The 21,254-nt window shown below is 64.3% G+C and carries 16 protein-coding genes; 10 read left to right on the top strand and 6 right to left on the bottom strand.

Translation table 11 applies throughout. The features are described 5' to 3' along the window. The first annotated feature begins 103 nt into the window (after nucleotides 1-103). Both NDO48_RS21485 and NDO48_RS21490 read left to right on the top strand, forming a co-directional pair. The gene (locus NDO48_RS21485) at nucleotides 104-2,572 is read left to right on the top strand and encodes an EAL domain-containing protein (RefSeq protein WP_018425640.1); all 2,469 of its coding nucleotides are present in this window, start codon (nucleotides 104-106) and stop codon (nucleotides 2,570-2,572) included. Nucleotides 2,573-2,638: 66 nt separating this feature from the next. Next, complete coding sequence (locus tag NDO48_RS21490) at nucleotides 2,639-2,944, top strand: hypothetical protein (protein WP_018425639.1); 306 nt, start codon at nucleotides 2,639-2,641, stop codon at nucleotides 2,942-2,944. A gap of 31 nt (nucleotides 2,945-2,975) precedes the next feature. Here the strand turns inward: NDO48_RS21490 and NDO48_RS21495 are convergent, their stop codons facing one another. Then, complete coding sequence (locus tag NDO48_RS21495; protein WP_026226732.1) at nucleotides 2,976-3,812, bottom strand: aldo/keto reductase; 837 nt, start codon at nucleotides 3,810-3,812, stop codon at nucleotides 2,976-2,978. 438 nt (nucleotides 3,813-4,250) lie between these two features. Here NDO48_RS21495 and NDO48_RS21500 point away from each other — a divergent pair, with 438 nt between their 5' ends. Then, nucleotides 4,251-6,404: a TonB-dependent receptor domain-containing protein gene (locus tag NDO48_RS21500; protein ID WP_018425637.1), complete on the top strand. Its 2,154-nt coding sequence runs from the start codon at nucleotides 4,251-4,253 to the stop codon at nucleotides 6,402-6,404. A gap of 68 nt (nucleotides 6,405-6,472) precedes the next feature. On the opposite strand, the gene NDO48_RS21505 is transcribed toward NDO48_RS21500, so the two are convergent. Together NDO48_RS21505 and NDO48_RS21510 are read right to left on the bottom strand one after the other, a co-directional pair. After that, the gene (locus NDO48_RS21505; RefSeq protein ID WP_267322311.1) at nucleotides 6,473-6,610 is read right to left on the bottom strand and encodes a hypothetical protein; all 138 of its coding nucleotides are present in this window, start codon (nucleotides 6,608-6,610) and stop codon (nucleotides 6,473-6,475) included. A gap of 76 nt (nucleotides 6,611-6,686) precedes the next feature. Further along, on the bottom strand, nucleotides 6,687-9,194 hold the full coding sequence (locus tag NDO48_RS21510) for a heavy metal translocating P-type ATPase (RefSeq protein ID WP_018425635.1): 2,508 nt from the start codon (nucleotides 9,192-9,194) through the stop codon (nucleotides 6,687-6,689). 193 nt (nucleotides 9,195-9,387) lie between these two features. Here NDO48_RS21510 and NDO48_RS21515 point away from each other — a divergent pair, with 193 nt between their 5' ends. From NDO48_RS21515 to NDO48_RS21540, 6 genes are all read left to right on the top strand, one after another. After that, nucleotides 9,388-12,183, top strand: coding sequence for a [protein-PII] uridylyltransferase (locus tag NDO48_RS21515; RefSeq protein WP_018425634.1), 2,796 nt, complete (start codon nucleotides 9,388-9,390; stop codon nucleotides 12,181-12,183). A gap of 46 nt (nucleotides 12,184-12,229) precedes the next feature. After that, nucleotides 12,230-13,828, top strand: coding sequence for a murein biosynthesis integral membrane protein MurJ (gene murJ / locus NDO48_RS21520; RefSeq protein WP_267322312.1), 1,599 nt, complete (start codon nucleotides 12,230-12,232; stop codon nucleotides 13,826-13,828). Between the two features lie 111 nt (nucleotides 13,829-13,939). After that, entirely contained in the window at nucleotides 13,940-15,172 is a 1,233-nt protein-coding gene (locus tag NDO48_RS21525) for an acyltransferase family protein (RefSeq protein ID WP_018425632.1), read from the top strand. An 81-nt stretch (nucleotides 15,173-15,253) separates the two neighbouring features. Continuing rightward, nucleotides 15,254-16,321: a tryptophan--tRNA ligase gene (gene trpS / locus NDO48_RS21530; protein ID WP_018425631.1), complete on the top strand. Its 1,068-nt coding sequence runs from the start codon at nucleotides 15,254-15,256 to the stop codon at nucleotides 16,319-16,321. Nucleotides 16,322-16,404: 83 nt separating this feature from the next. Then, entirely contained in the window at nucleotides 16,405-16,896 is a 492-nt protein-coding gene (locus tag NDO48_RS21535) for a universal stress protein (protein WP_018425630.1), read from the top strand. A 119-nt stretch (nucleotides 16,897-17,015) separates the two neighbouring features. Then, nucleotides 17,016-17,591, top strand: coding sequence for a NifU family protein (locus NDO48_RS21540; RefSeq protein ID WP_018425629.1), 576 nt, complete (start codon nucleotides 17,016-17,018; stop codon nucleotides 17,589-17,591). Nucleotides 17,592-17,711: 120 nt separating this feature from the next. Here the strand turns inward: NDO48_RS21540 and NDO48_RS21545 are convergent, their stop codons facing one another. Then, complete coding sequence (locus tag NDO48_RS21545) at nucleotides 17,712-18,332, bottom strand: L,D-transpeptidase (protein WP_018425628.1); 621 nt, start codon at nucleotides 18,330-18,332, stop codon at nucleotides 17,712-17,714. 266 nt (nucleotides 18,333-18,598) lie between these two features. Here NDO48_RS21545 and NDO48_RS21550 point away from each other — a divergent pair, with 266 nt between their 5' ends. Beyond that, on the top strand, nucleotides 18,599-19,099 hold the full coding sequence (locus tag NDO48_RS21550) for an MmcB family DNA repair protein (protein WP_018425627.1): 501 nt from the start codon (nucleotides 18,599-18,601) through the stop codon (nucleotides 19,097-19,099). 137 nt (nucleotides 19,100-19,236) lie between these two features. Here NDO48_RS21550 and NDO48_RS21555 read toward each other — a convergent pair whose 3' ends face one another. Further along, entirely contained in the window at nucleotides 19,237-19,797 is a 561-nt protein-coding gene (locus tag NDO48_RS21555) for an ActR/PrrA/RegA family redox response regulator transcription factor (RefSeq protein ID WP_018425626.1), read from the bottom strand. A 127-nt stretch (nucleotides 19,798-19,924) separates the two neighbouring features. Continuing rightward, complete coding sequence (locus NDO48_RS21560; protein WP_018425625.1) at nucleotides 19,925-21,250, bottom strand: ActS/PrrB/RegB family redox-sensitive histidine kinase; 1,326 nt, start codon at nucleotides 21,248-21,250, stop codon at nucleotides 19,925-19,927. Between the last annotated feature and the right edge of the window lie 4 nt (nucleotides 21,251-21,254).

Consider the following 21,254-nt stretch of genomic DNA (forward strand, 5'->3'; position numbering starts at 1 on the left):
AATTCCAAGCTTCCCGTGAAGGGAATTTTAAAGCCCGCTGATGTAGCAATTGCCGAACCGCAGAAGTGCGGAAACGATAGCCGGGGGGCGAGTTCGTTTCGCCGTGCATGTGACGAAGCAGACCGACACACGATCCAGGTTCAGGCTTTTCGGGCTGCTTTGGCCCTTTCTGATCGTGGTAAGCATCCAGACGATCATTGCCGGCGCAAGCCTCTACACGCTTTCGGCCGTCCGGGCCTATGTGGCGGGTGAGAACGCCTGGTCCAAGGGCCAGCGCGACGCGATCCACTATCTGACGCTCTATGCCGAGACGGGCGAGAACGCCAATCTCCAGCACTTCCGCCGCGCCATCGCCGTGCCGCTGGCTGACCGCGACGCGCGCCTGGCCATGGAACAGCCGGTGCCGGATTATCGCGCCGCCTATGACGGCTTCCTGCGCGGCGGCAACCATCCCGACGACATTCCCGGCCTGATCTGGCTGTTCCGCTACTTCAGGGACATAAGCTATCTCGCCAATTCGGTGCATCGCTGGGTCGATGCCGACCCTAAGATCCTGGAGATCGCCGCACTCGGCGAGCGCATTGACAGCCGGATGGCGGAGGGCCCGCCGCAGCCGGGCGAGCTGGCCAGGTGGAAGGCCGAAATCAACCACCTCTACGAGACGACCGCGCCGCTGGCGGACGCGTTCTCGGAATCGCTCGGGCGCGGCTCGCGCGCCATCTCCAACCTTCTGCTCGGCGTCAATGTCATCACTGCTGGCCTTCTGATCCTTCTCGCCATGCGGCGCACGGGCAAGCTGCTCGAACAGCGCGAAGCTTTCGAGACGGCGCTGAACGCCGAGCGCGAGCGGGCGCAGATCACGCTGGGCTCGATCGGCCAAGCGGTGGTGGCGACCGATGCCGATGGGCGGCTCGACTACATGAACACGGCGGCTGAGGTGCTGCTCGACTGGCAAAGCACCGAGGTCAAGGGCAAGCATCTCAACCGGCTGTTCCGGCTGCTCAGCGAAGAGACAGGCGAAGAGGAAAAGGGCCTGATCGAGAAGGTGCTGGCGGGCGAGCCCTTCGACGGCAGCGGCGTGCAGCAGCAGCTGGTGCGGCCGGACCTGTCGACGGTGGCGGTGTCGCTGGTGGCAGCACCGCTGATCATCGAACAGAAGATCGCGGGCTCGGTGCTGGTGTTCCACGACCGCACCAAAGAACAGGAATTCCTGGCGCAGCTCTCATGGCAGGCGACGCATGACGCACTGACCGGGCTCGCCAACCGGCGCGAATTCGAGGCACGGCTGCGGGCGACGCTGGCCGGGCTTTCACGGCGACCGGCAGTGCATGCGTTGATGTATATCGACCTCGACCAGTTCAAGGTCGTCAACGACACCTGCGGCCATGCGGCGGGCGACGAGCTGCTGCGCAAGATCGGGGCGGTGGCCGGGCAATTGCTGCGCCATGGCGACCTTCTGGCCCGGCTTGGCGGCGACGAGTTCGGCATCATCATGGAGAACTGCCCGACGGAGCTTGCGGCGCAGACGGCCGAGAAGCTGCGCCAGGCGGTCGAGGACCTGCATTTCTCGTGGGACGGCCGCAGCTTCAAGACCAGCGCCAGCATCGGCGTGGTCGGGCTGTCGGACGCGACCATGTCGCTGGAGGAAATCCTGCGCAGCGTCGACGTGGCCTGCTACATGGCCAAGGACGCCGGGCGCAACCGGGTGCAGTTCCAGCAGGTCGGCGATCGCGCGCTGGCGCAGCGGCTGGGCGAGATGGCCTGGGTGCAGCGGCTGCGCGAGGCGCTCGAGCAGAACCGCTTCCGCCTGTTTGCCCAGGAGATCGTGCCGCTGGCGCCGGACACCGAGACAGGCGCGCATGTCGAGCTTCTGGTGCGGCTGGTCGATCACGAAGGCAACATGGTGCCGCCGGGCGCCTTCATCCCGGCCGCCGAGCGCTACGGGCTGATGCCGCTGATCGACCGCTGGGTGGTGCGCTCGGCGCTGGACACGCTGGCAGCGCAGGCCAGGGGCGGCGCATCTGATACTATCGCCACCTGCGCTATCAATCTGTCAGGCGCGAGCTTCGGCGACGAAACTTTTGTCGGCTATGTTCTGGAGCACTTCGCCCGCACCGGCGTGCCGCCGACGATGATCTGCTTCGAGATCACCGAGACGAGCGCCATCGCCGACCTCGACAGCGCCGCGCGCTTCATCAAGGCGCTGCAGGCGCATGGATGCCGCTTCTCGCTCGACGATTTCGGCTCGGGCATGTCGTCGTTCAGCTACCTCAAGGCGCTGCCGGTGGACTACCTCAAGATCGACGGCGGCTTCGTCAAGGACATGCTCGTCGACCGCATCGACCGCGCCATGGTGGAGATGATCCACCATATCGGCGAGGTCACCGCCAAGCGCACCATCGCCGAATTCGTCGAGAATGACGACATCGCAGCGACCCTGCGCGAGATCGGCGTCGACTACGCCCAGGGTTTTGGCATCGCCATACCCAGGCCCTTCGGCGAACATTATGTCGGGATCGCCAGGCGTGACTTCGGGCCCGCCAAGGAGGAAAGCCTGGCGCTGGCAAGCTGACGGCACTTGCGGAGCGCAGCGGGCAGCGCGACAGTGGCCGGCACCAACAGAGATGGGGACGCCGACATGAACAAGCTGATCGCCGGTTCCTTGCTTGTCGCAGCAGCCATGACGATCGCCAGCCAGGCGAGCGCGTCGATCCCGCTGGTCAATGCCACCTGCCCCGGCAAGATCGAGGTCCATGCCGACGAAGGTGGGCCCGTCTACATCAACGGCAAGGAAGCCAAGCTGAAGAAGTTCAACGACAACTACTTCGAGGCCAAAGGGCACGAGGTGACTATCTCGCTCAGCATCAATCCCGACGGATCGGCCAGCGTTTCCTACACGGGCAAGGGCGGCGCCAACGGCATCTGTACCGTCAAGGCGAACTGAGCGGGCTGGATCGTCCGGTCAGGTCATTTGGTCAGATCATCTCCAGCGGGCGCTTGCGTGCCGGCGGCGGGAACAGCCGGTCGAGTTCGGCTAGGTCTTCCGACGTGAGGCGGATGTCGCGAGCGGCGGCGTTCTGGCGGACGTGCTCCAGGCGCGTGGCCTTGGGGATGGCGATGACACCGGGTTGCGCCATGACCCAGGCGAGCGCCACCTGCGCTGCGGTGACGCCGTAGCGGCCGGCGATGGCCTGCAGGCGCGGATTGTGCGTCAAGGCGCCCTGCTCGACAGGCGAATAGGCCATGACCGGCATGCCGAGATCGCGACACTGCGGCAGGAGGTCGAACTCGATGCCGCGGCGCGTCAGGTTGTAGAGCACCTGGTTGGCCTGGCAGGCGCCACCTGAGGGCAAGCCGGCGAGCTCGTCCATGTCGTCGGCATCGAAGTTGCTGACGCCCCAGTGGCGGATCTTGCCGTCGCGCGCCAGCTGCTCGAAGGCATCGACGGTTTCGGCCAGCGGCACGCCGCCGCGCCAGTGCAGCAGGTAGAGGTCGAGGCGATCGGTGCGCAGGCGCTTCAGGCTCGCCTCGCAGGCACGCAGCACCCCATTGCGGGAGGCATTGGAGGGCAGAACCTTCGAGACCAGGAAGACTTCGTCGCGGCGGCCCGAGATCGCCTCGGCGACAACCTCTTCGGAGCCGCCATCGGCGTACATCTCGGCGGTGTCAATCAGGCTGACGCCGAGGTCGAGGCCAAGCCGCAATGCCGCCACCTCGTCGGACATGCTGTTGCGGCTCTCGCCCATCATCCAGGTGCCCTGGCCGAGCACCGGAACGGCTTCGCCCGAAGGCAGTGTTGTGGTCGCGGACATGGCGGTCTCCTCAGCGGTTTGCACCAGCTTACCGCACCATCTGTTGTTGGCTACCGCCTTGGCGATGGAAGTGTTTTCCATCCTCTGCCACGCGATCCGAACAGATGCGTGAAGCGCATGTGGAGCGACAGTCGAAACGTTCACCTTAAAACTTGACTCAAAATATCAAGTTAATGTAATTCGTGCGCATGGCCGTCGACCGGCCAGTGGGGTGGCCAAACAACATACCGATGTATCGATGTCTTCTCTCGGGGACCTGGACGAGAGGCCGGCCACCTGCGCCGAAGCCGTTGTTCCCATTGTCTTGAATGGCGAACCGAAGGCTTTGGCACATCACCATAGACCAGGAACCAAGTCTTCCCGCACGAAGACGCGCATCAGAAGCTAGCAGTCCACTCTTCACAGCAAGCCACTGATTCCTACATTTTGAGGAACACAGTGAACACCTATCGTATCATCCGCTGCAGCACCTTCGCGCTGGCCGCCGTCTGCAGCACCATGGCCCTTAACGTGGCCCACGCTCAATCCTCCAACAGCCCGAAGCCGCCGCCCGAGCCGGTCAAGGCCGACAAGAAGGCAGCGGCGGCCGGCACACCGACGTTGCTTCCACCGATCACGATCAGTGCCGGCAGCGATCCGAATGCTCCCTATCAGACACCCGGCGGCGTCAGCGTTATCGACGGCAAGATCGTCCAGGAGAAATTTGGCGGCGACGCCAATGCCATCGTGCGCAGCATGCCGGGCACGTTCACGCGCATGTCGTCGAGCCAGCCGGGCGTGTCGGTGAATATCAGAGGCTTCGAGGCCGACGGCCGCGTCAACACCATGATCGACGGCGTACCGCAGACATTCAGGAATGCGGCGGGCCACGCCTCCACGGGTGGCGAGCTGCTCTACATCGACACCAATCTCCTGGCGGGCATCGGCGCCGAACGCGGCGCGGTCAACGGCGCCTATGGCATGGGTTCGCTGGCAGGTGCCGTCAATTTCCGCACCATCGACTTCGACGACGTCGTGCTCGAAGGACAGGATCGGGGCGTCAAGACGATCGTCAAGGCCGGCGGCAATGGCTACGGCTTTTCCGGAATGGCCGCAGCCGGGGTGCGGACCGATCTGTCCGGCGGCGGACAGGCGTCGATCATGGGCGCCTTCAGCTACAGCGACCACGCCAACTACAAGCGCGGCGACGGCACCTACAACACGCCCGACGCCGGCAACAAACCGGGATCCGGGCTGGTGAAGCTGCATTTCCAGCCCGACGACGTGCACGACCTGAAGCTCGGCGCACGCTGGTACAAGAACGACTTCCTGGTGTCAGGCTACGACTGGGGCGTCGACAACGCGACCTACACGGCCAACTACAAATATCAGCCCGGCAGCGACTGGATCGACCTCAGGATCAACGGCTACTACAACCGCACCGACATGTCCTACGATCCGACGACGGGCGGATCGTACCGCAGGCGCAACACGCGCGACTTCGGCTACGGCTTCGACATCGTCAACACCAGCCGGTTCGACGTGACCGAGGAGCTGAGCGCCAGCTGGGACTATGGCGCGGCCTATTCGTCGAACGACTACAAGGTCAACCAGTTCCGCGGCGCCAATCCGCCCGGACACATGCAGAAGGCGCGCGTTTTCTCCGACCTGACGCTGTCGCAGGGCATCTTCGAACTGAATGCCGGCCTCAACTACGATTACTGGGGCCTGAGCGGACGGCAGAGCCCGTGCCTGCCGAATGTCGGCTTCTGCCCGCCGACAGGCGGCAATGTCGACGTCTCCCGGCATGAGGCCGCGCTCAACCCCAAGATCACACTGTCGGCAAAGCCGCTCGACTGGCTGCAGCCCTATGTGACCTACTCGCACAGCTTCAGGCCGCCATCGGCGCGCGAAGCGTTGTGGGCTCTGGTTCCCATCGGCTCGGGCGTCGGCGGCGGCCAATATTCCAACTTCTACCTCAATCCAGAGACCTCGAAAGGCTGGGAGGTCGGCGCCAACATCATCAAGGACAACGTGCTGTTCGGCGGCGACGAACTGCGCCTGAAGGCCAACTACTTCCGAAGCGACATCGACAACTACATCGTCAACAACCTGATCAGCATTCCTGGAGATCCCTACGAGCGGGCGATCTGGGTCAATGTTCCGGGAACCACGACGTCACAGGGCTTCGAGGTCGAGGGCGGCTATGACACCGGCTATGCCTACGTCAACCTTTCCTACACGCGGGCACGCAACACCCAGCCTGTCGGCTGGGGCGCGGGCATAGGCAACGGCGACTCGACCTTCCTGCCGGAAAGCAACATCTCGGTCGATGTCGGCATCCGGGCATTCGAGGAAGCATTGACCGTCGGCGCGACCATGAACCACGTCGGCGGCAGTCGCTATGCAGTCGGCTTCGGAGATACGGAAAGGAAGGAAGCCTACACGCTGTTCAACGCCTATGCCTCGTACAAGTTCAACAAGAACGCCACGGCGTTCATGAACATCGAGAACCTGACCAACGTGGCCTACAGCCCGGCGGTTTCGGGCGAGATGGGCGAGAAGACCGGACGTGGACGCACCGTAACAGTGGGGCTGACGAGCCAGTTCTGACCGTCGCCGCCTCTAAGCAGCTGGGCAGCCGCGTTGCTCCCTGCCCGGCCGAACTGACAGTCCGCGGATCAGGCCGCGGACTGTGCCTGATCCTGGACGGCCGGCTGGCCGATATTGCCGGTCTGGGCCGGTGCTGTCTCGAGCATGACGGCAACGAGCATGCCCGCGGCCATCAGGGCCAGAACGATCTTCTTCATCAGGTTCATCGGTAGTCCTTCTACAATCTGGTCGCCGGACAAGGCCCTTGGAGCCGCCGATTGCGGCTCCGGAACCCCGCCTGGCTCAGAGCTTGATCGCCCTGAGCCGCAGCGCGTTGGCAATGACCGACACCGACGAAAGGCTCATCGCGGCGGCGGCAATCATCGGCGACAGAAGCGTGCCGAGGACCGGATATAGGACGCCAGCGGCGACGGGAACACCCAAAACATTGTAGACGAAGGCGAAGAACAAGTTCTCCTTGATGTTGCGGATGGTGCCCTGGGCAAGTTTGCGGGCGCGGACGATGCCGCCGAGGTCGCCCTTGACCAGCGTTATGCCGGCACTTTCCATGGCGACGTCGGCGCCGGTGCCCATGGCGATGCCGACGTCGGCTGCGGCAAGGGCGGGCGCGTCGTTGACGCCGTCGCCGGCCATGGCGACGCCCTGCCCTTTGGCGCAGAGCTCGTCGACCAGCGCCTTCTTGCTTTCGGGCAGCATGTCGGCGCGGACCTCGTCGATGCCGAGCTTTTCGGCGACGGCCTTGGCGGTGCGGGCGTTGTCGCCGGTCGCCATGATGATCCTCAGACCAAGGCTGTGGAGCTCGCGGATGGCGGCGGTGGCCGAGGCCTTGATCGGATCGGCGACGGCGACAAGGCCGGCCGGCTTGCCGTCGAGAGCGACGAACATCGCCGTCTTGCCCTCGCCGCGCAGCGCATCCGCACGGGCGGCGAGATCGCCGAAGTTAATGCCGAGGTCGGCCATCAGCGCCGCGTTGCCAAGCGCCACCTTGCGATCGGCGACGGCGCCGACGACACCCTTGCCGGTGACGGATTCGAAGTGGTGGACGTCAGGCGCGGTCACGCCGCGCTCGGCCGCGCCTTCGACGATGGCCTCGGCCAGCGGATGCTCGGAGCCCTTTTCGAGGCCGGCGGCAAGCGACAGCAGCTCCGTCTCCGCGATGCCTTCAGCGGTGACGATGTCGGTGAGCTTCGGGCGGCCCTCGGTCAGCGTGCCGGTCTTGTCGACGATCAGCGTGCCGACGCGGGCGAAACGCTCCAGCGCCTCGGCGTCCTTGATGAGCACGCCGGCCTGGGCGCCGCGGCCTGTGGCGGTCATCACCGACATCGGCGTGGCGAGGCCAAGCGCACAAGGACAGGCGATGATCAGCACCGACACCGCCGAGACGGTGGCAAAGACCATGCTCGGCTCGGGGCCGAAGATCGCCCAGACGATGAAGGCGGCGATGGCGATCACCACGACGGCGGGGACGAAGTAGAACGACACGCGGTCGGCCAGCCCCTGGATGGGGGCGCGGCTGCGCTGGGCCTTGGCGACCATGTCGACGATCTGCGACAGCATCGTCTCGCTGCCGACCTTCTCGGCGCGCATGATGAGCGAACCGTTCTTGTTCAGCGTGCCGCCGGTGAGCTTGTCGCCTTCTGTCTTTTCGACCGGAACCGGCTCGCCGGTTATCATTGATTCATCGACCGAGGAACGGCCCTCCAGGACGATGCCGTCGACCGGAACGCTGTCGCCCGGGCGGATGCGCAGGCGGTCGCCGCCGACCACCTCGTCGAGCGGCACTTCGCCTTCCGAGCCGTCGTCAGCGATGCGGCGGGCGGTCTTTGGCGCGAGGTCGAGCAGGGCGCGGATGGCCGAGCCGGTGCGCTCACGCGCCCGAAGTTCCAGCACCTGGCCGAGGAAGACAAGGGCGACGATGACGCTGGCCGCCTCGAAATAGACTGGCACGGAGCCGCCATGGCCGCGGAACTGGTGCGGGAACAGGTCGGGAAACAATGTGGCGACGACCGAATAGAGATAGGCGGCACCAACACCGAGCGAGATCAGCGTCCACATGTTGGGGCTGCAGTTGCGGAACGAATCCAGGCCACGATGGAAGAAGGGCAGTGCCGCCCAGAGCACCACGGGCGTTGCCAGCGCGAGCTCAAGCCAGGAAGCCAGCGGCTCGCCGATCCAGTCGCGCACCGGCAGGCCGACCATCGGGCCCATGGCGATGATGAGCAGCGGAATGGACAGCACCGCGCTGACCAGGAAGCGGCGGGTGAAGTCGACCAATTCAGGGTTGGGGCCGTCATCAGTGCCGGGCATCATCGGTTCGAGCGCCATGCCGCATTTCGGGCAGGAGCCGGGCTTGTCCCTGATGATTTCGGGATGCATCGGGCAGGTGTATTGCGTGCCCTTGGGCGCAGGCGCTGCGGCCGGCTTGCCGGAGAGATACTTGGCCGGTTCGGCGGTGAACTTGCCTTCGCAGGTTGACGAGCAGAAATAGTAGCCCGCACCTTCATGCTTGAGGAAATGCCTGGCCGTGTCGCGGGCGACATCCATGCCGCAGACCGGATCCTTGGCGCTCACATACGTGTCCGGTGCCGCCTGGAACTTGTCACGGCACGAGGCGCTGCAAAAATGATAGCGATGGCCGCCATGTTCGAGCGACGGCTTGCCGGCCACCGGATCGACGGTCATGCCGCAGACGGGGTCGCGCAGCACGGCTTCGTCGCCGGTCGGAGCCTTGGCCGCGTGATGACCGTGGCCGTGGTGACTATGATCGTGGTGGTCGTGCTTGTCGTTCATGTCTGGGATTCCGCATTCCTCGTCATGCGAATCTAGAGGTTCCAGTACGTGGAAGGTCAACACCCTGCCCCGCGGCAAGGTTGTGTGGGAGAGCCGCCCTGGCGCAGCTAAACCGGCAACGTCAGCCGGCCATACCCATGGCGGAAAAATCGCGCTATAGACGCGGCCTCAAGGGCAAGGCCAGCCGAGGCACATGACGAACATCCCGCTCAACCTGGAGCTTCTGATCGACGCGGACGGCTTGCGCCGCGACCTGAGCGCGCTGACCGGCGAGGACGGCAACGGCGCCGATCCTGGGATCAGGGCAACGGCGCTGGCGATGTTCAAAGAACGCATCGCCGTCGGCAAGAAGATCGCCGAGAACATGCTGATGGAGGACGAAGGCGGCACCGCCTGCGCCATCCGCATCTCGCACCTGATGGACGAGGTCATCCGCGTCCTCTACGACTTCGCCGTCACCCACGTCTACCGCGCCAAGAACCCGTCGCAGGCCGAGCGCATGGCGGTGGTTGCCGTCGGCGGCTACGGCCGCGGCACGCTGGCGCCGGGCTCGGACATCGACCTGTTGTTCCTGCTGCCCTACAAGCAGACGCCGTGGGGCGAGCAGATCGTCGAATACATGCTCTACATGCTGTGGGACATGGGACTGAAGGTCGGCCACGCCACCCGCAACATCGACGAGTGCATCAGGCTGTCGCGCAGCGACATCACCATCCGCACAGCGATCCTCGAGGCGCGCTTCGTCTGGGGCGAGGAAAAGCTCTGCAACGAGCTGATCGAGCGCTTCGACAGGGAGCTGGTGAAGGATACCGGGCCCGAATATGTGCAGGCCAAACTTGCCGAGCGCGACGCCCGTCACGCCAAGGCGGGCGAAAGCCGCTATCTGGTCGAGCCCAACATCAAGGACGGCAAGGGCGGGTTGCGCGACCTGCACACGCTGTTCTGGATCGCCAAATATTACTACCGGGTGCGCACCGGCGCCGAGCTGATCGACAAGGGCGTGTTCACCCGGGGCGAATACGGCCAGTTCGTCGAGGCAGAGGACTTCTTGTGGGCGGTGCGCTGCCACATGCATTTCCTGACCGGCAAGCCGGAAGAGCGGCTGCATTTCGACATCCAGCGCGAGATCGCCCAGCGGCTGGGATACACCACCCAGCCAGGGCTTTCGGCGGTCGAGCGCTTCATGAAGGACTACTTCCTGGTGGCCAAGGAAGTGGGTGACCTGACTCGCATCTTCTGTGCTGCGCTCGAAGAAGAGCAGGCCAAGGACGCGCCGGGCTTCCACGGACTGCTGCAGGGCTTTTCCAGGCGGAAGCGCAAGCTTGCCGGCACCAGCGACTTCATCATCGACAACCAGCGCATCAACGTCGCCGACGACAAGGTGTTCGAGCGCGACCCGGTCAACATGCTGCGCTTCTTCTGGTTCGCCGACCGGCACGGGCTGGAACTGCACCCCAACGCGCTGAAGCTGCTCACCCGCTCGCTCGGGCTGGTGGACAAGGGCCTGCGCCGCAACGCGGAGGCCAACCGCTATTTCCTCGACATCCTGACATCGGACCGCAACCCCGAGCTCAACATGCGCCGCATGAACGAGGCCGGGCTGCTCGGACGGCTGATCCCCGACTTCGGCAAGATCGTCGCGATGATGCAGTTCTCGATGTACCACCACTACACTGTCGACGAGCATTTGCTGCGCTGCATCGGCGTGCTGTCCGAGATCGAACATGGCGACGGCGAGAAGATCCATCCGCTCAGCCATTCGCTGATCGGCAGCCTGAAGAAGCAGCGCGAAGTGCTCTATGTCGCGGTGCTGCTGCACGACATCGCCAAGGGCCGGCCGGAAGACCACTCGGAAGCCGGCGCCAAGATCGCCCGCCGCATCTGTCCGCATATGGGGCTGTCGCCTGCCGACACCGAGACGGTGGCCTGGCTGGTGGAGAACCACCTGGTCATGTCGATGACGGCGCAGACGCGCGATCTCAACGATCGCAAGACCATCGACGACTTCGCTGATGTGGTGCAGTCGGTGGAGCGGCTGAAGCTGCTCTTGATCCTGACGGTGTGCGACATCAGGGGCGTCGGTCCCGGCGTGTGGAACGGCTGGAAGGGCCAGCTGCTGCGCACGCTCTATTACGAGACCGAACTTCTGCTCACCGGCGGCTTCTCCGAGGTGTCCCGGGCCGAGCGCACGGCGGCAGCACGCGAGACGCTGGCCGCGGCACTCGAGGCCTGGCCGGAACGGGCGCGCAAGAAATACGTCAAGCTGCACTACGACAACTATTTGCTGACCGTCGACCTCGAGGACCAGAAGCGGCACGCCGAATTCATCCGCGCCACCGACGAAGCCGGCAAGCATCTGTCGACCATGGTCAGGACGCGCGAATTCGAGGCGGTGACCGAGATCACCGTGCTGGCGCAGGACCATCCGCGCTTGCTTTCGGTTATCGCAGGCGCCTGTGCGGCCGCCGGCGGCAACATCGTCGACGCGCAGATCTTCACCACTTCGGACGGGCGGGCGCTGGACATCATCCTGATCTCACGCGAATTCGACCGCGATGAGGACGAGCGCCGCCGGGCCGAACGCGTCGGCGGGCTGATCGAGGACGTGCTGTCGGGCAAAAGCTGGCTACCGGAGATGATCGCCAAGCGAGCCAAGCCCAAGCGCGGCCAGAAGACCTTCCGCATCCAGCCGCGCGCCGAGATCCGCAACACGCTGTCGAACCGCTTCTCCGTGGTCGAGGTGGAAGGGCTGGACCGCCCGGGCCTGCTGTCGGAGATCACGGGCGCGCTGTCTGACCTGTCGCTCGACATCGCCTCGGCCCACATCACCACTTTCGGCGAGAAGGTCATCGACACCTTCTACGTAACCGACCTGACCGGCCAGAAGCTCGACAACCCGACGCGGCTCGACAGCATCCGCGCCCGGCTGATCACGACGCTGGACGGCCCCGCAGCCGAACGCGGCAAGGCGAAGGCCGCAGCAGAGTGAACCGGACCATCATCTCGTCGCAATCGCCGAGGCATTGTCGCCCCCCATGTCATTGATCAAGAAATTCGCGACGGTCGCCTCGGGCACGCTGATGAGCCGGCTGCTGGGCTTTGCCCGCGAGATGCTGATGGCTGCAGCACTCGGCACCGGACCGGTGGCCGACGCCTTCTACGCCGCCTTCCAGTTTCCCAACACCTTCCGCCGGTTGTTTGCCGAGGGCGCGTTCAACGCAGCCTTCGTGCCGCTGTTTGCCAAGGAGATCGAGGCCAACGGCGTCGACGGCGCCAAGCGCTTCTCGGAAGAAGTGTTCGGCGTGCTGTTTTCGGTGCTTCTGGTGCTGACCATCGCCATGGAACTGGCGATGCCGCTGATCGTGCGCTTCATCGTGGCGCCCGGCTTTGCCGCCGATCCCGACAAATACGATCTGACGGTGGCGCTCGCCACCATCATGTTCCCCTACCTCATCTGCATGTCACTGGGTGCGATGATGGCCGGCATGCTGAACTCGCTGCGCCGTTACTTCGCCGCCGCCGTAGCACCGGTGTTCCTGAACGTCATCCTGGTCGGGGTTCTGGCCAACGCCTGGTACAACGGCCATGATGGGCTGAAGGTCGGCTACGCGCTTGCCTGGGGCGTTCTGGCCGCCGGCATCGTGCAGCTTGCCATCGTCTGGATCGCGGTGCGCCACGCCGGTATCTCGATCGGCTTCCGCCGACCGAAGATGACGCCCAACGTCAAGCGCCTGTTGTGGCTCGCCCTCCCCGCGGCGATCACCGGCGGCATCACCCAGATCAACACGCTGATCGGTACGGCCATCGCCTCGGGCCAGGACAGCGCCGTGTCGTCGCTTAACCTGGCCGACCGCATCTACCAGCTGCCGCTCGGCGTGGTCGGCGTGGCCGTCGCCATCGTGCTTTTGCCGGAACTGTCGCGGGCACTGAAGTCGGGCAACCGGATCGAGGCGGCAAACCTGCAGAACCGCTCGGTGGAGTTCACCCTGTTCCTGACGCTGCCGGCCACGGCGGCACTGCTTGTGATGTCCGAGCCGATCGTACGTGTGCTCTATGAGCGCGGCGCCTTCGCCGCCTCGAACAGCACGCCGGTCGTGGCCTCCATCCTCGCCATCTTCGGTCTCGGCCTGCCCGCCTTCGTGCTGATCAAGGCGTTCACGCCCGGCTTCTTCGCCCGCGAGGACACGCGCACGCCGATGTATTTCGCCGCGATCTCGGTGGCGGTGAACATCTCGGTGGCGCTGACGCTGTTCCCATCTATGGGCGCGCCCGGCATTGCGGCCGCGTCCGCGATCGCCGGCTGGATCAACGCGGCGATGCTTTTGGGTACACTGATCTGGCGCGGCCACTGGGACCGCGACGCCGGCCTTATCCGCCGCGCCCCACGGCTCGTCATCGCCTCGGCGATCATGGCAGCCGGCCTATGGTACGCGATGGGTTTTGCCGAACAGTGGCTGGGATCTGCAGCACCCTTCTACACCCAGGCGGCGGCACTGGCGGTGCTGATTGCCGGCGCGGTGATCGTCTATTTCGGACTCGCCTTCGGCATCGGCGGCGCCGATTTCGGCATGCTCAGGCGCAACATCAAGCGCAACCGCGCGACACCAACGGAGCCCGTCGTCGAACCGGAGTAGGCCAGGCGCTGCAGCGCGAAGGGGGAATTTTTAATATTTCCCGGTCATCAACTTGGCCGACGAAATATTCGACTATGACCTCATAGTCCGGAAGGCGGGGGCGCAAGCCCGATGCAGCAGAGCACAAGACTTCACTACGTCGACTGGTTACGCGTCACGGCATTTGCCCTGCTCATTCTCTATCATTCGTCGGTCGGCTTCTTTCCCGACCTCGACTGGCTGATCAGCAGCCCCGAACGTAGCGCCGGCCTGTCGCTGGCGATGATGTTTCCGCGGGTCTGGCGGCTGGCGCTGCTGTTTTTCGTCTCGGGCATGGGCACATGGTTCGCCTTCCGCTCCGAAAGCGGGCTCGCCTTCCTGCGCGGCCGCTTCGTCAGGCTGTTCGTGCCGCTGATCTTCGCCATGTGCGTGATCATCGTGCCGCAGGTCTGGTACGAGCGCATCTACGAGGGTGACTTCTCGGGCTCGCTGTTCGAATTCTGGCTGGTGCACTACTTCACCGAGGGACGCTACCCGACCGGCAACTTCTCCTGGGCGCATATGTGGTTCGTGGCCTATCTGCTGGTCATGACCTTCATCTGCTACCCTGTCTTCCTGCTGGTGACGTCTGAGCGGATGCGCCCGTTCATGGCCGGCTTCGAGCGCGTCGCGCGCTCGCCGGCGATTTATGTGCTTGTGCTGCTGCCGCTCGTTCTGCATCTGGCGCTGTCGCCATTCTTCCCGCGCCAGACCAACGTGCTCTACAATGACGGCGCCTGGTTCGCGGCCGAAGCGAGCTGGTTCGGCCTCGGTTTCCTCGTCGCCAAGCATCATCAAGCGGTCATCGGCGGCATCGTTTCGCGGCGCTGGTTGAGCGCGGCGATGGTTGCCGTGCTGACGGCTCTGCTTTTCCGCTACGCCTGGATCGGCGAGGTCTACGGCATCGGCGGCGCGCATGGCGGCATGAACGAAGCACTCTACAAGACGCTATCCTTCGTCATGGCCTGGTGCATGATCCTCGCCTGCGTCGGCTTCGCTTCCAGACACCTCAATCGGCCGAGCAAGACGCTCAGCTGGCTCAACGCCAAGATCTTCCCGCTCTACATCGTCCACCAGACCTTCGTGGTGATGGCGCTGTTCTACGTGCTGCCGCTGGAACGGCCGCTGTGGCTGGAGTTCGTCCTTGTGGTCGCCATCACTACCTTCTGGTCGCTGATGTTTGCCGTCCTCGCGGACATGTTGCCTGCGCCTTTCCGCACGCTGGTCGGACTGCCCGACAAGCGGGCGGCCAGGCGCAAGTCGGAAGCTCCTGGGCAACTGGGGCAGCCCGGCCGCGAAAGTGGGGCCAGCTCCGCAAAGTCTTGATCGTTTCCCGACCATCGTTCATAAGCGCGTCTCGCATTTCGCCGCGCGCGAAACGGCCCTCCACAAGCCACGGGATCCATCATGACCGCCTTCAAGCCCCTCGTCTTCTCCGGCGTCCAGCCGACCGGCAATCTCCATCTCGGCAACTATCTCGGCGCCATCCGCAAGTTCGTCGCCCTGCAGGACACCAACGACTGCATCTATTGCGTCGTCGACCTGCATTCGCTGACTGCCCAGCTCGTCCATGACGACCTCGAAGGCCAGACGCGCTCGATCACCGCGGCGTTCCTGGCGGCCGGCATCGACCCCAAGAAGCACATCGTCTTCAACCAGGCCCGTGTGCTGCAGCACGCCGAGCTTGCCTGGATCTTCAATTGCGTGGCGCGCATCGGCTGGATGAACCGCATGACGCAGTTCAAGGACAAGGCCGGCAAGGACCGCGAGAACGCCTCGCTGGGCCTGCTTGCCTATCCGAGCCTGATGGCGGCCGACATCCTGCTCTACCGCGCCACCCACGTGCCTGTGGGCGAAGACCAGAAGCAGCATCTCGAACTCACCCGCGACATCGCCCAGAAGTTCAACAACGACTTCTCGGCCCGCATCGCCGACCTCGGCATCGGCGTGGAAATGCAGATGGGCGAAGAGACGGTCAACGGCTTCTTCCCGATCACCGAGCCAATCATCGGTGGACCGGCTGCACGCATCATGAGCCTGCGCGACGGTTCGAAGAAGATGTCGAAGTCGGATCCGTCCGACCTGTCGCGCATCAATCTCACCGACGACGCCGACACGATCTCGAAGAAGATCAAGAAGGCGAAGACCGATCCGGAAGCGCTGCCGAGCGAGACCGACGGGCTGAAGGAGCGTCCCGAGGCGGAAAACCTGGTCGGCATCTATGCCGGCCTGGCCGACATGTCGAAGGAAGCGGTGCTCAAGGAGTTCGGCGGCCAGCAGTTCTCGGTGTTCAAGCCGGCACTCGCCGATCTGGCGGTCGACAAGCTGGCGCCGGTCGCCGGCGAGATGCGCCGCCTGATGGCCGATCCGGCCTATATCGACAGCGTGCTGCGCGACGGCGGCGACAGGGCCCGCGCCATCGCCGAAGGCACGATGAAGAGCGTGCGCAACATCATCGGCCTGCTCGGCGACTGATACGACACAACGACACCGGCGCCGTCCCGCTTGCGGGCGAACGGCGCCGGTGGCAGATTGCTGGCAAAACGCACAGGTAGCACATGGTCTCCAAACGCCTCAGCAAGGAAGCCGGACACCGGCGCAAATTCCTGGCGATCGTCGACGAAACGCCCGAATGCGAGCGTGCGGTGGCCTATGCCTCCAAGCGGGCCCAGTCGACCAACGGTGTTTTGGTGCTGCTCTATGTCATCGAGCCCGATGACTTCCAGCACTGGCTGGGCGTCGAGAAGATCATGCGCGAAGAAGCAACCGCCACGGCCAATGGGGCGCTGGACACCCAGGCCGCCAAGGTGCGCGAGACGCTGGGCATCGAGCCGGAGCTCGTGGTCCGCGAAGGCCGCGCGGCGGACGAGATCCACAAGCTGATCGAAGACGACCAGGACATCGCCATCCTGGTGCTGGCCGCGGGCGCCGGCAAGGAAGGCCCGGGGCCGCTGGTCTCGTCGATCGCCGGCAAGAGTGCCGCCTTCCCCATTCCGGTCACGGTCGTGCCCCAGAACCTGTCCGACGAGGACATCGCCAGCCTGGCCTAATAGGTGGGGCGCAACATATTGGCGCGGAGGCGCGCCAGCGGCTTGAATGTCGGCCGTCATGAGCCTAATTAGAATTATTCCAAACTGAAGGCCCGTCCGCGCGGCCACGGAGACATGTCATGTTCATCCAGACCGAAGCGACCCCCAATCCGGCCACACTGAAGTTCCTGCCGGGCAAGGAAGTGCTTTTGGAAGGCACCGCCGATTTCCGCGACGCCGACAGCGCGCGCGCGGCCTCGCCGCTGGCCGGACGGCTGTTCGACATCCCGGGCGTCACCGGCGTGTTCTTCGGCTACGACTTCATCACCGTGACCAAGGACGGCCCCGACTGGCAGCACCTGAAGCCGGCGATCCTCGGCTCGATCATGGAGCACTTCATGTCGGGCGTGTCGGTCATGGCCGGCCAGGCCGCCGGCGGCGGCGGCCATCATGACGACGAGAACGAATTCTTCGACAAGGCCGATGCCGAGATCGTGGTGACGATCAAGGAACTGCTCGACACCCGCGTGCGCCCTGCCGTTGCCCAGGACGGCGGCGACATCACCTTCCGCGGCTACGAGAACGGCACCGTGTTCCTGCACATGAAGGGCGCCTGCGCCGGCTGTCCGTCGTCGACGGCAACGCTGAAGCACGGCATCCAGAACCTGCTGCGCCACTTCGTGCCTGAAGTGCAGCAGGTCGAACAGGTCTCCTGATCCCGCCCTCTGCTCCGCAGCCATCCGAGGCGGAGCGAACCACAATCCAAAAAACAAAAAACCGGGCCAAAGCGCCCGGTTTTTCGTTTGCGACGTCCGTGTTGCCTGGACGGTTCGCAGTTATTTCACGATGACCTTGGCGCCGACATCGACGCGGTCGTAGAGGTCGATGATGTCCTGGTTCATCATTCGGATGCAGCCCGAGGACATGGCCTTGCCGATCGACCACCATTCGGGCGTACCATGCAGGCGATAGCCGGTGTCGCCGCCCTTGTTGTAGAGGTAGAGGGCGCGGGCGCCGAGCGCGTTCTTGGGGCCGCCGGGCATGCCGCCAGCCCATTTGACCAGCTCCGGCTGGCGCTTCATCATTGCCGGCGGTGGGGTCCAGACCGGCCATTCGCGCTTCAGCGCGACGCGCGACGTACCCTGCCACTCGAAACCCTCGCGACCGACGCCGATGCCGTAGCGCATCGCCTTGCCGTCAGGCTGGACCAGATAGAGGAACTTCTGCTCGGTATCGACGACGACGGTGCCCGGCTTCTCATCGGTGTCGTAGCGCACGATCTGACGATGGAACTGACGCGGGACCTTGTTGATCGGAATGGTCGGCAGCTGGTAGCCGGCATCGACACGGCCGCCGTAATCATTGGAGAACATGCGCGACACGCCATCGGTCGAGCAACCTGCGAGTGCGGTGGTAAGCGCCAGGGCGGCGACGATGGCAAGTGACTTCAATTGCATGTGGGGTTCCCGAACTAGAGCTGTGTCCGGACCGATTCGGCCTCATTTTTGCCACCATTCTTAACGGTCGGGTATTTTGCTTGCCAAGCGCTACAGGCCCGCAAAGCGGCCCGCGCGTGAATGTGAGGTCGACGATATGGCATTTCGGCAACACGCAGGACGAGTGAGGCAGGCGATGTCAGCTAGGTTCGGTTGCGAGAAAGCGGCCATCGGATTTATCGCCCGGATGGGTTCAAAACGTGAACAAATGATGCCATGATCTGCCGATGCCGATCATTTCACCGCTCGCCCAGAACCCGCTCATCGACGGACGCCAGTCGGAACGCGCCATGCTGGTGCGGCGCGGCGTGCAGCGCCTTTTGTCCCAGATGGGCGCCCATGTGCTGCCGGAACTGTCTCTGGCCACGGGGCGGCGCGCTGACCTGGTGGCGCTGACGCGCCAGGGCGACATCTGGATCATCGAGATCAAGTCGTCGATCGAGGATTTTCGCACCGACCGCAAATGGCCCGACTACCGGCTCCATTCCGACCGCTTCTTCTTTGCCACCCATCCGGAAGTGCCGATCGAGATATTCCCCGAGGAGTGCGGCTTCATCCTGTCCGACGGCTATGGCGCCGAGATCATGCGCGAGGCCCCAGAGCACCGCATGGCGGCGGCCACCCGCAAGGCGCTGATGCTGCGCATCGCCCGTGCGGGCGCTGCCCGTCTGCTGGCGGCGGAGCTGGCGGGTGTTTCAGTGCCGGCACTGGATGGCGAGAGCGAATAGGAAATAGGAAATAGGAAATAGGAAATAGGAAATAGGAAATAGGAAATAGGAAATAGGAAATAGGAAATAGGAAATAGTAGAATAAAAACGGCGCCTGAAGATCAAGCGCCGTTCCCTATTCGCTACTCACTATTCGCTTATCTCGGCGCCCGCTTGGCGAGGATGCGCTGGAGGGTACGGCGGTGCATGTTGAGCCGGCGTGCGGTTTCCGAGACGTTGCGCTCGCACATCTCGTAGACGCGCTGGATATGTTCCCAGCGAACGCGGTCGGCAGACATCGGATTTTCCGGCGGCGCTGCGCGCTCTCCCGAAGAGTTGGTCAGCGCGGCATAGACGTCGTCGGCATCGGCTGGCTTGGAGAGATAGTCGATGGCGCCCAGCTTCACGGCGGTGACGGCCGTTGCGATGTTGCCATAACCGGTGAGGATGACGGTGCGGGTGTCTTCGCGGCGCTCGCGGATGGCGGAAACGACGTCGAGGCCGTTGCCATCACCGAGGCGCATGTCGACCACGGCGTAGGCAGGCGGATTGGCGCGCACCTTGGCGACCGCTTCCTCGACACTTTCGGCAGTGTCCACGGCGAAGCCGCGGGTTTCCATGGCGCGTGCCAGGCGCGTCAGGAACGGCTTGTCGTCATCGACGAGCAGCAATGAATGGTCTTCGCCCGGTAGCCCGCCTGCAATGTCCTGGGTGGTCATCGCTTTCTGTCCTTTTTATCGTTGATCCCAGTCGTTCTTATGGTTTTTTCAAGCAGATATAGGTGCAAAGCCTTGATGTCCAATGGCACAGGTCCAAATGCCGCGCCCCGAATACCGCGTCCTTGCCTCATGCCGTGTCGAACATCGTCGAGCCGGCCGGCACCGGATTGAGGAAGATGGCGCGCGGCCAGGAGATTTCGACGATGGCGCCCTCGCCCGGGCCGCTGGAGTTGCTGAAGCTGATCTCGGCGCCGGAGCGCTCGAGCAGGGTCTTGGCGATGAACAGGCCAAGCCCGAGGCCGCCACCCGGCTCGGCACCCTGGCGGGTGGACATGTAAGGCTCGCCGATGCGGTCGATGATGTCGTGCGGGAAGCCGGGACCGTCGTCGAGAATGGAGAACGAAACCTGATCCTCGTCCCAGCTCCAGTGGACAGTGACCTTGCTGCGGGCAAAATCAACGGCGTTTTCGACAAGGTTGCCGAGGCCGTAGATCACGCCGGGGTTGCGGTGGCCGACAGGCTCAGGCCCGATGCGCTCGCCAGGGTCGAGCCTGATCGAAATGCCGAAATCGCGGTGCGGGGCGATGACCTCCTCGACCAGCGAGGTGAGCGGCAGGCGGGCGAGATGCTCTTCGCCCTCCGACGACAGGCTGGTGAGGCGCTTGAGGATCTCGCGGCAGCGCTCGCTCTGGCTGCGCAGCAAGGTGACGTCCTCGCCATATTTCGGATCGTTGCCCAGGGCGCGCTCCATCTCCTTGGCGACAAGCGTGATGGTGGCGAGCGGCGTGCCGAGTTCGTGGGCGGCGGCGGCGGCAAGGCCATCGAGCGCCGACAAATGCTGTTCGCGCTGGAGAACCAGTTCGGTGGCGGCGAGCGCGTTGGCCAACAGGCGGGCCTCGTCGGCGACGCGGAAGGCATACATCGCGGTAAACGCGATGGAGCAGCAGACGGCCAGCCAGATGCCCGACGTGTAGATGAACGGCATGGCCAGAACGACGCCGTCATACCAGGGCAGCGGCAGGTGGAAGAAGGCGAGCACGCTGACCATCACAATGACCAGTCCGGCAAGGACGGCGGTGAGCCGCAGCGGCAGCGACGTCGCCGAAATGACGACAGGCACCGTCATCAGCAACGAAAACGGGTTGGTGAGACCGCCGGTCATGTAGAGCAATCCGGCGAGCTGCAGGCTGTCGAAGGTGAGGATGCCAAAGGCGGCCAGCGGATTCAGTCGATGGGTGGCGGGATAGCGGAAGGCCAGGAACAGGTTGAGCCAGGCCGAGCTGGCGATCAGCGCAAAGCACAGGCTGACCGGCAGCGGGAATTCGAGCCAATAAGCGACGACGACAACCGCCATGCTCTGGCCGACGATGGCCAGCCAGCGCAAGCGGATCAGCGTGTTGAGACGGAGCCTGTGGCTGTGCTGGAGATCGGGTGCGCGCGTCAGAGATTTCATCAGC

It is taken from the genome of Aminobacter sp. MET-1 (assembly GCF_026521175.1).
Classification (GTDB): Bacteria; Pseudomonadota; Alphaproteobacteria; order Rhizobiales; family Rhizobiaceae; genus Aminobacter.

Excerpts from the sequence above, each read along its gene's own strand:
- NDO48_RS21550 (WP_018425627.1), top strand. The coding sequence starts at position 18,599 with ATGCCGATCATTTCACCGCTCGCCCAGAACCCGCTCATCGACGGACGC.
- NDO48_RS21540 (WP_018425629.1), top strand. The coding sequence starts at position 17,016 with ATGTTCATCCAGACCGAAGCGACCCCCAATCCGGCCACACTGAAGTTC.
- trpS (WP_018425631.1), top strand. The coding sequence starts at position 15,254 with ATGACCGCCTTCAAGCCCCTCGTCTTCTCCGGCGTCCAGCCGACCGGC.
- NDO48_RS21545 (WP_018425628.1), bottom strand. The coding sequence starts at position 18,332 with ATGCAATTGAAGTCACTTGCCATCGTCGCCGCCCTGGCGCTTACCACC.
- NDO48_RS21515 (WP_018425634.1), top strand. The coding sequence starts at position 9,388 with ATGACGAACATCCCGCTCAACCTGGAGCTTCTGATCGACGCGGACGGC.
- NDO48_RS21495 (WP_026226732.1), bottom strand. The coding sequence starts at position 3,812 with ATGTCCGCGACCACAACACTGCCTTCGGGCGAAGCCGTTCCGGTGCTC.
- NDO48_RS21535 (WP_018425630.1), top strand. The coding sequence starts at position 16,405 with ATGGTCTCCAAACGCCTCAGCAAGGAAGCCGGACACCGGCGCAAATTC.
- NDO48_RS21505 (WP_267322311.1), bottom strand. The coding sequence starts at position 6,610 with ATGAACCTGATGAAGAAGATCGTTCTGGCCCTGATGGCCGCGGGCATG.
- NDO48_RS21525 (WP_018425632.1), top strand. The coding sequence starts at position 13,940 with ATGCAGCAGAGCACAAGACTTCACTACGTCGACTGGTTACGCGTCACG.
- NDO48_RS21490 (WP_018425639.1), top strand. The coding sequence starts at position 2,639 with ATGAACAAGCTGATCGCCGGTTCCTTGCTTGTCGCAGCAGCCATGACG.
- NDO48_RS21555 (WP_018425626.1), bottom strand. The coding sequence starts at position 19,797 with ATGACCACCCAGGACATTGCAGGCGGGCTACCGGGCGAAGACCATTCA.
- NDO48_RS21560 (WP_018425625.1), bottom strand. The coding sequence starts at position 21,250 with ATGAAATCTCTGACGCGCGCACCCGATCTCCAGCACAGCCACAGGCTC.
- murJ (WP_267322312.1), top strand. The coding sequence starts at position 12,230 with ATGTCATTGATCAAGAAATTCGCGACGGTCGCCTCGGGCACGCTGATG.
- NDO48_RS21510 (WP_018425635.1), bottom strand. The coding sequence starts at position 9,194 with ATGAACGACAAGCACGACCACCACGATCATAGTCACCACGGCCACGGT.